The sequence below is a fragment of the Synergistaceae bacterium genome (assembly GCA_031272035.1).
GTDB lineage: Bacteria > Synergistota > Synergistia > Synergistales > Aminobacteriaceae > JAISSA01.
Genome location: JAISUO010000077.1, coordinates 43,996 through 52,103, shown reverse-complemented (window position 1 = coordinate 52,103; position 8,108 = coordinate 43,996). Strand labels below are relative to the sequence as shown.

The following is an 8,108-nucleotide window of genomic DNA, read 5'->3' as shown; positions in this document are numbered from 1 at the left end:
TGGGTGTAGTCCCCGGGGTTCAGCGCTATCGACTGAACGGGGGCGGAAAAGTCCTTGTCCGTGTAGACCGTCACGGTCGCGCCCGCCGAGCAGATCACCTCGGACGCCGACAGGGAGCTTTTTCCCTTGTCCACGACGACGGCGGCGGTCTGGGGGCTGGAGATGGACGCGCCGGACCCGGCGGTGGACACGCCCATGCCCGCCACGGAGGTCAGGCCCGCGTCGGTTCCGGGCCGGGCCGCCGTCACGTCGTAATAAGATTCCGTGAGCCCGTCCTGGGCCAGGACCTTCACGTAGACGTGACTGGACTCGCCCGACGGCAGGATCACGGCCGAGTCCCGGTTCTGGGAGAACCCCGCGTCGCTGTAGATGTGGAACGAGGCGTCGGGCGCGGGGACGATGTCCGACGTGGTGATGGAAGGCTTCGAACTGGGAACCGAAATGGAGACGAGTTCCGGAGCGTTAAGGGTTCCCGTCGCCGCCGTCGTCACGGCGACGCCCGCCGCGGAGGTCAGCCGGGCGTCCGTGCTGGCGCGAATGACATGGATTCTGAAGTAGAGTACACTGTGGGCTTCTACACCGCCGGTTTCAAAAAGCATCAAAGAAGCGTTATCGCCAGTGGCCCCGGTTGTGGGCCAAAAAACTGCCGGCGAAGGGAGGTTATAATACCCGTGCAGACCCACGCGCGTCTTGGCGACGCCGTCGACCGAGACCTGGATGTCGGTCGGAACAATGCGCGCCGCCAGGCTCGGCGCAAGGACGACGCTGCCGAGAAGGGGATCCTTTATCGTTCCGCTGCTGTCGCCGGCTGTGTCGGAAAAGACTATCGGGACGCCGTGCACCGTGCCCTCCAGGGTGTAAGCGGCGCGCGCGGCGCGCGGCGTCAGGAGCGACGCGGACAGAAACAGGAGCAGGAAAGTGAAGCGGGTTAAAAGGAAATAATTAAGCCCGTGTGGCGTGTGGCCGGTGTAACCGGCCTCGTCTTTGGTCGTCAGGCGCGGAAAAAACATTATTGTACATACCCCCCTGTGATCGAGTGTGGAAAAGCCGAGCTGCAGGTTGTCGCTCAAACTTCGCGACGCAAAATCTCCGGTCCGGTTCCCCTCGCGTCAACATCCATGCAATATTGTAACTATTATATATTATTGCACAACGCAAAACGACAAAAAAGCCCCCGCGACTATACGAGGGCCTGAATTTTGCGTTTATGTTTATCGTTATTTTGAAGACATTATAACCCGGACCTCTATTTTTCGCCGCGACAGTTTGCCGGTCCGCTTGCGAATAACAATCGAGAGTGATAATATACCTGTCGGCCCGACACCGGGATCTGCGTCTCCGAGATCGACGCAAATCGCAGTTCGCGGCAATTTTTTTGAGAGGTGATCTCTGTGATCCGGAAAGAAAAAAAGCAGGAAATCATTGGGGAGTACAGGGTGCACGAGTCCGACACCGGTTCCCCGGAGGTGCAGGTTGCGGTTCTGACCGAAAGGGTGCGCGAATTGACGGAACACCTGAAGATCCACGCGAAAGACTTTCACTCGCGAAGAGGACTTCTGAAGATGGTCGGTCAGCGAAGGAAGCTGTTGCGATATCTGAGAGAGAAGGATTTCAACCGTTACCGCGGCCTTATCGAACGGTTGGGTCTGCGTCACTAGGCGCAGAGAGGCAATGAGGATGCAATGCTCGTTTCAGATCATTCGATTTTGAGGAAGACGTTTTACGTCGGAGGTGTTCATATATGAAAAAAGAGATTCATCCCGCCTATCAGGAGTGCAAGGTGAGCTGCGCCTGCGGGAATACCTTTGTAACGCAGTCCACGCAAAAAGAGATCCGGGTGGGGGTTTGTTCACAGTGCCATCCCTTCTACTCCGGAAAACGGGGAAGCCGGATCATGACGGACGGGCGGCTGGAGAAGTTCCAGAAGAAATACGCCGGAATCAACTACGGCCAGAAAGAAATCACCGAAAAGCAGGGTTAAGGGGCTTCGAGCCCCTTTTTAATTACATTCACATGTCTTTAAATTCTTTATGCAAAGTTTATCTTCTGAGGCACACTCCGGAACCGGATGAACTCGTGGCGGCGGCGGCCCGCATCTGTTACTGCGACACAACCGCGGCCAGTCTTCTGGAGCGCGAAACGCAGGAACTTTCAGAGCGTCTTCTGGACGAGCTCTGGCGCAGCGGACATCACTCCCCCTTCGAACACGCATCCTTCACCTTCGGGGTGGACGGAATCAGCCGTGTGGCCACGCATCAGCTCGTACGTCACCGGATGGCCAGCTTCAGTCAGCAGAGTCAGCGTTACGTCAAAATGAAAGCGGGAAGCCCCGTTATCCTGCCGCCCGCAGTGGCGAAAAATCCGGAGGCCCGAAGCCTCTTCGAAAAACAGTTTGCCGCGGCCCATGAAACCTACAGGACCCTGGTGGAAATGGGAATTCCGGCGGAAGATGCGCGGTTCATCCTTCCCCACGGCTGGGAAACCCGTATTGTCCTCACGATGAACGCCCGTGAACTTCACCATTTTTTCTCCCTGCGGCTTTGCCGGAGGGCCCAGTGGGAAATTCGGGAAATGGCGCGTCTGATGCTGGAAGAATGCCGCAAAGTGGCCCCTGTCATTTTTAAAAAGGCGGGACCTTCCTGCGTTCGGGAGGGAATCTGCCGGGAAGCCCGTCCCTGCGGCAAACCTTATAAAAACACGGAGGACCTTCTCCAAAGTGAAATGGAATAAAATGCAACCGCCCTTCGAATCCGGTAAAGGCGCTCGTTTCAGCTCTTTCGCTCTTTTGAACCTTTCCGCGGGGCTGTGGTTTTCGGAAGCGCGAAGGATTCCCGTCGGAGGGCAGGCCGTTATCGAAGGCGTGCTCATGAAGGGGATAAACTACTGGGGTCTTGCCGTACGGCAGCCGAACGGCGAAATTTTCCGCGAAAAGTGGGGCAACTCCTCCCGAACGAAGCGTTACCCCTGGAAGCTGCCCGTTCTGCGCGGTTTTATAACGATGATCGAGATGATGACGACGGGATTCAAAGCCCTCAGCCACTCAGCGGAAATCGCCCTCAGCGACAGCGGAGAAAAAATGACGACCCGCGACCTGATTCTGGCGGTGGCCGTTGGAATTTTCGCCGTTGTGGGCCTTTTTATCGCTTTTCCTCTGTGGGCCTCGGAGAAACTGGGGACCTTTTTCCCGCTCTCTCCCCTTGCCCTCAACGTTCTGGAGGGCGTGCTGCGAGCGGCGGTCTTCATCGTTTACGTGGCGGCCATCGGCATGATGAAGGATATTCAGGAGGTGTTTCGTTATCACGGGGCGGAGCACAAAACCATCAACGCCTTCGAGCGCGAGCTGGAGCTGACGCCGGAATCGGTGGCGACCCAGTCCCGGATTCATCCCCGCTGCGGAACGTCCTTTCTGCTGATCGCGATTCTCATCAGCATCGCGGTATTTTCCGCCATCGGCAAGGGCGGGGTCGTATGGCGCGTGGGCTCCAGGGTGGTCCTTCTGCCCCTGGTGATCGGAATATCCTACGAAATTATCCGGCTCACCTCCCGGTCGGGAATCCTGGGGAAAATTTTCATGTATCCCGTTCTTTCCCTCCAATATCTGACGACGCGGGAGCCCGGCTCCGGACAGATCGAGGTCGCGCTGGCGTCGCTGGACGAAGCCCTGGACCTAGAATTAAATCAAAGTTCAAAATTGAGTTCGAATTCACAGGACGTCCCCGTACAGGGACGAACAGCGGAGTGACGACATGGATCTGGTAAGCAAACTGAAAGCACTGGAACAGGACTATATCGACATCGAGAAAAAACTGGCCGATCCGGTCAACGCGTCGGATCCCAAAGAGCTTCAGTCTCTTGGCAAAAAACACGCCCAGCTGGAGCCGGTAGTAGAAAAATTTCGCAATTATTGCGCCATTCAGCAGAGTATCGCGGAGGCCAGAGAACTGCTCAAAAGCGGAGAACCGGACATGGAGGCTCTGGCCGCCGAGGAAATCGAGCGTCTGTCCCCTCAAATCGACGGCTTCGAAAACGAGCTGAAGCTGCTGCTCCTGCCGAAGGATCCCAACGACGAAAAACGCGTCATCGTTGAAATTCGGGCCGGCACCGGAGGAGAAGAGGCGGCGCTTTTCGCCTCGGACCTCTATCGCATGTACAACCGGTTCTGCGAGCGTCAGCGCTGGCGCATCGAAGTTCTGGATTCCAACGAAACGGGAATCGGCGGCTACAGGGAGATCATCTTTCGGGTGGACAGCGAGGGGGCCTACAGCCGGCTCAAATTTGAAAGCGGCGTGCACCGCGTTCAGAGGGTTCCCGTGACGGAGGCCGGCGGCCGTATTCATACCTCCGCGGCCACGGTGGCCGTGCTGCCGGAGGTGGAAGACGTGGAGGTGGACATCCGTCAGGAGGACCTGAAGATCGACACCTACCGATCCAGCGGGGCCGGAGGACAGCACGTGAACATGACGGACTCCGCCGTGCGCATCACCCACATTCCCACGGGGATCGTCGTCACCTGCCAGGATGAACGCTCACAGATCAAGAACCGCGCCAGGGCCATGACGTACCTCAAAACGAAGCTCTACGACATGGAGCTGCAGAAGCAGACGTCGAATCTGGCGTCCGAGCGCCGCGGACAGATCGGATCGGGAGATCGCTCCGAGCGCATTCGCACTTACAACTACCCTCAGAACCGCATCACGGACCACCGGATCAACCTCACCCTCTACAAGCTGGACTATTATCTGGACGGCGACCTCTACGAAATGATGGACGCCATGATGCTGGCGGAGCAGACGGAGCGGCTGCACCACCTGGAAATATGAGCGCGTCGCCATGAGCGTCCCCATGAGCGTCCCCCTGGCCGAGGCGCGACGTTACCTGATCTCGGAACTGAGGAACGCGCAAATCGAAAATCCTTTTCAGGAGGCGGATCTGATTCTGGCCCGTCTCCTGAATTTTTCCCGAGCCGCGATTTTGGGCCATCCGGAGACGATTTTGACCTGTCCTCAAATGCTTTCCATCAAAAAAGCGGTCAAACGACGCGTGAAAAGAGAACCTCTTCAGTACATTCTGGGAGAAACCTGCTTTTACGGCAGATCCTTCGAAACGCGAAAAGGCGCTTTGATTCCCCGTCCGGAGACGGAGCTCCTGGTGGAGCTGGCTCTGGAATTTTTTCCCGCCGACGCCGCCTTCGATTTTCTCGACTGGGGGACGGGCAGCGGCTGCATCGGGATCACTCTGCTTCTGGAACGGTTTCGCGCAAAAGGGATCCTGGCCGAAAAAAATCCGGAGTCTCTGATTTTGGCGTGGAACAATCTGTCGCGGCATCGCCTTTTCGAACGGAGTCTTTTATGGCATTCCCGAAATCCCGATGACATTCCCGTCCCCAGGGGCGCTCTGGATCTGGTCCTCAGCAATCCTCCCTACATCCCCAGGCCGGTCATTCCAGGGCTCATGCGCGACGTCCGCGATTACGAACCCCGCATGGCTCTCGACGGAGGCCCGGACGGTCTGGATTATTACCGTCTGCTTTTTCATTACGCGCCTCTCCGGCTGAAGCCGGGGGGATATTTGCTCTTCGAAATCGGAAACGCGGAACAGTCCGACAGCCTCAAAAAAATGACCCCTCCCTCACTGGAATTTGTGAAAGAGGTGAGAGACTACGCCCATATCCCCCGCTGTCTGGCCTGGAAAAGAAATTTTCAGGACTCTCAATACTCAGGGGGTCGGAGCTCGTTCGGCCGCTTTGCGGTCCTCACTGGCCCCCCCGAGGCCCCCTGCAGATTACCGGGCAGGTAATCACTTCCTCAAACGGTTTATGGCAAGGGCGGCAACGTGGGGCTTGTTCATGGTGTAGATGTGAACGCCCTCCGCGCCGCCGCGAACCAGATCTTCCATCTGGGCGATGGCGTACTCCACTCCCGCCTTTTCCAAGTCCGCCGGGCTGTGTTCGTAGCGGTGCAGCAGACGAATGATTTTCGACGGCAGCGACGCCCCGCAGAGGAAGATCATGCGTTCAATCTGGCTGCGGCTCATGATCGGCATCACCCCGGCGGAAATGGGCAGCGTGATTCCCTTCAGCCTGGCTTTTTCCAGAAAATTCCAGAACAGATCGTTCTCAAAAAAAAGCTGGCTGATCAGAAAATTGGCCCCCGCATCCTGCTTGAGGCGAAGATGATCCAGGCTGACGGAAAAATCGTCGCAGTCGATATGACCTTCCGGATAACATGCCGCTCCAATGCAGAAATCGCCACGCCCCGCAATGTCTTCGATCAAATCGGAGGCATAACGGTAATCCTTCGACAGGGGCAGGGACGACCCGGCGGGTAAATCTCCTCGCATGGCAAGAATATCGTCTATATTTTTTTCTTTCAGATTGTCCAGAATGGTATTTATCTGATTTCGATCGGTGGAAACGCAGGTGAGGTGAGCCAGTGCCTCGACTCCCCTTTTTCGCACGGCGGAAGCGATTTCGGCCGTGCGATGCGCGTTTCCGCTTCCCGCCGCGCCGTAGGTGACGCTGATAAAATCGGGGGAAAGCCCCGTCAGATGGTCCAGCGTGGCGTAGATCGTCTCTATCTGCGAGTCCTGTTTGGGGGGGAAAACTTCGAAAGACAGAACGGGGCGTTTTTGAGCATAAAGCTGACAAATCATCCTGTAACCTCCGGAGCAAGAATTGATGCCAATTTATTTTAATCGGGTGCCCATTTGGCATGAAATGAAAGTTATTATATCCTGAATTGGTCATTTTTCGAATTGTATTTCAGATAACGCCGCAGGCACCCAGGCCAAAGTAAAGGCCAAAATAAAACCGTCTCAATAAATTCAGAACAAATTGCCCGACTGATCGAATTCGAACTCGCGCGCTCCGCCCTCCGCCTCAAGCTTCGGATGTTCCCGGATATAATCCAGCAGACTTTCCGAGGCTTCTATTTCGCCCAGAGCGGTGGTGTTTTTGATGCGCGCCAGGGTTATCTTCGTCCGGTCAAGGACGTTGCTGGTTTTTATGGCCGCCTGGATGGCCTGCCGGTCGTTTTTGAGGACCATCGGAATCTTGACGCTGAGCGGCACGGTGGACGTCAGAGAGTTCGGGTAGGTCTGTTCGAAGTCGAACTTCCTGTAAGCCCTTTGAGTGGTGAAGTCCACGATGCCCAGACCGTTGGCGTTGCCTCCGGACCGGTCCGTGATGTCCAGCACCACGGCGCGGGTGATTTCAGGCCCGCCTGACGCGAAAGGCGTATGGTAGCGTCCCACCACGTTGGTGTCGAACCCGGTGCCGCTGATGTCCTTTCCGATCTCGTCGATGACCAGGACGTCCAGTTTGTCGAAATACAGCTTCGGGTACAGCGTCCAGGCTTTCTTCAAAAGCAGCGGCTCCCGGGATTCTATTTCGGAAGCTTTCATCACGACGATCTCTGCCGTTTCATGAAAGGCATTTTCCAACAGTCCCACGGCGCAAAGGATATTTTTCTTCGCGATGACGACCTTCGCGATGGAGGGGACGTTTTCGGCCATTTTGCCGAAGCCCAGCATGTGCGCGTAATCCGCGCCCTTCTGCTTGCCCATGCCGATGGTGATCATCTTCATGATTCCGCTCTCGTAAGGACCTCTGAAGGCCACGTGGGGCTTGATCCGGTTCACCACGACGATGGCGTCGGCCTCGTTGGCATATTTGTCCAGGTAGACGGGACGCCCGTTTTCTGAGAGGCCCAGCTCCACCGTCTCCATGGTGGCCCGTATCGGAACGCCCAGGCGGTCCTCCGTAATTCCCAGATTCTCCAGAACATGACGCTGCCCTTCGGCGGAAGCGCCGCCGTGGCTGCCCATGGCAGGAAAAACGAAGGGCTCGCCTCCCGCGTTTTTGACCATTTCCGCCACCGTTCGCAGAACCAGCGGCATGTTGCTGATTCCCCGGCTGCCGCCCGTGATCGCCACCTTCCACCCCGGTTTCACAGCGTTCAGAGCGCCGCTGTCTCTCAGCTTCCGGGCGACTTCCTCCTCCACGTTCTCCACTTTGGGACGCTCGAAAATTTGCCTCACTTTCACGATCTTCGGGACGGGCACAGGGTCCAGAAGCGAATCAACAGCCGACATATCTTTTCCTCCTTTGT

General features: G+C 56.8%; 9 protein-coding genes. 6 read left to right on the top strand and 3 right to left on the bottom strand.

The features are described 5' to 3' along the window. The coding region (locus LBR61_09435; protein MDR1732297.1) for a hypothetical protein at nucleotides 1-1,010 on the bottom strand (1,010 nt) is incomplete at its 3' end. A gap of 381 nt (nucleotides 1,011-1,391) precedes the next feature. Here LBR61_09435 and rpsO point away from each other — a divergent pair. The 6 genes from rpsO (at nucleotide 1,392) to prmC (ending at nucleotide 5,796) form a co-directional block, all read left to right on the top strand. Further along, the gene (gene rpsO / locus LBR61_09430) at nucleotides 1,392-1,658 is read left to right on the top strand and encodes a 30S ribosomal protein S15 (GenBank protein MDR1732296.1); all 267 of its coding nucleotides are present in this window, start codon (nucleotides 1,392-1,394) and stop codon (nucleotides 1,656-1,658) included. Nucleotides 1,659-1,741: 83 nt separating this feature from the next. Then, nucleotides 1,742-1,981 (top strand): 50S ribosomal protein L31, encoded by a 240-nt coding sequence (gene rpmE / locus LBR61_09425; GenBank protein MDR1732295.1) that lies wholly within the window; start codon nucleotides 1,742-1,744, stop codon nucleotides 1,979-1,981. Nucleotides 1,982-2,013: 32 nt separating this feature from the next. Further along, nucleotides 2,014-2,730, top strand: coding sequence for an FAD-dependent thymidylate synthase (thyX, locus tag LBR61_09420; GenBank protein ID MDR1732294.1), 717 nt, complete (start codon nucleotides 2,014-2,016; stop codon nucleotides 2,728-2,730). Next, the gene (locus LBR61_09415) at nucleotides 2,717-3,742 is read left to right on the top strand and encodes a DUF1385 domain-containing protein (protein MDR1732293.1); all 1,026 of its coding nucleotides are present in this window, start codon (nucleotides 2,717-2,719) and stop codon (nucleotides 3,740-3,742) included. The genes thyX and LBR61_09415 overlap by 14 nt, the downstream gene beginning before the upstream one ends. Nucleotides 3,743-3,746: 4 nt before the next feature. Then, nucleotides 3,747-4,820: a peptide chain release factor 1 gene (gene prfA / locus LBR61_09410; GenBank protein ID MDR1732292.1), complete on the top strand. Its 1,074-nt coding sequence runs from the start codon at nucleotides 3,747-3,749 to the stop codon at nucleotides 4,818-4,820. Between the two features lie 10 nt (nucleotides 4,821-4,830). Then, the gene (gene prmC, locus LBR61_09405) at nucleotides 4,831-5,796 is read left to right on the top strand and encodes a peptide chain release factor N(5)-glutamine methyltransferase (protein MDR1732291.1); all 966 of its coding nucleotides are present in this window, start codon (nucleotides 4,831-4,833) and stop codon (nucleotides 5,794-5,796) included. On the opposite strand, the gene LBR61_09400 is transcribed toward prmC, so the two are convergent. Together LBR61_09400 and LBR61_09395 are read right to left on the bottom strand one after the other, a co-directional pair. Beyond that, a complete protein-coding gene (locus tag LBR61_09400; GenBank protein MDR1732290.1) occupies nucleotides 5,797-6,651 on the bottom strand; it encodes a methylenetetrahydrofolate reductase in 855 nt (284 codons plus the stop codon). Between the two features lie 171 nt (nucleotides 6,652-6,822). Beyond that, nucleotides 6,823-8,091, bottom strand: coding sequence for a lactate racemase domain-containing protein (locus LBR61_09395; GenBank protein ID MDR1732289.1), 1,269 nt, complete (start codon nucleotides 8,089-8,091; stop codon nucleotides 6,823-6,825). Nucleotides 8,092-8,108: the final 17 nt, after the last annotated feature.

What these genes read in the sequence shown, in the direction of transcription:
- LBR61_09395 (MDR1732289.1), bottom strand. Translation starts at nt 8,091, where the DNA reads ATGTCGGCTGTTGATTCGCTTCTGGACCCTGTGCCCGTCCCGAAGATC.
- prfA (MDR1732292.1), top strand. Translation starts at nt 3,747, where the DNA reads ATGGATCTGGTAAGCAAACTGAAAGCACTGGAACAGGACTATATCGAC.
- LBR61_09400 (MDR1732290.1), bottom strand. Translation starts at nt 6,651, where the DNA reads ATGATTTGTCAGCTTTATGCTCAAAAACGCCCCGTTCTGTCTTTCGAA.
- rpmE (MDR1732295.1), top strand. Translation starts at nt 1,742, where the DNA reads ATGAAAAAAGAGATTCATCCCGCCTATCAGGAGTGCAAGGTGAGCTGC.
- prmC (MDR1732291.1), top strand. Translation starts at nt 4,831, where the DNA reads ATGAGCGTCCCCATGAGCGTCCCCCTGGCCGAGGCGCGACGTTACCTG.
- thyX (MDR1732294.1), top strand. Translation starts at nt 2,014, where the DNA reads ATGTCTTTAAATTCTTTATGCAAAGTTTATCTTCTGAGGCACACTCCG.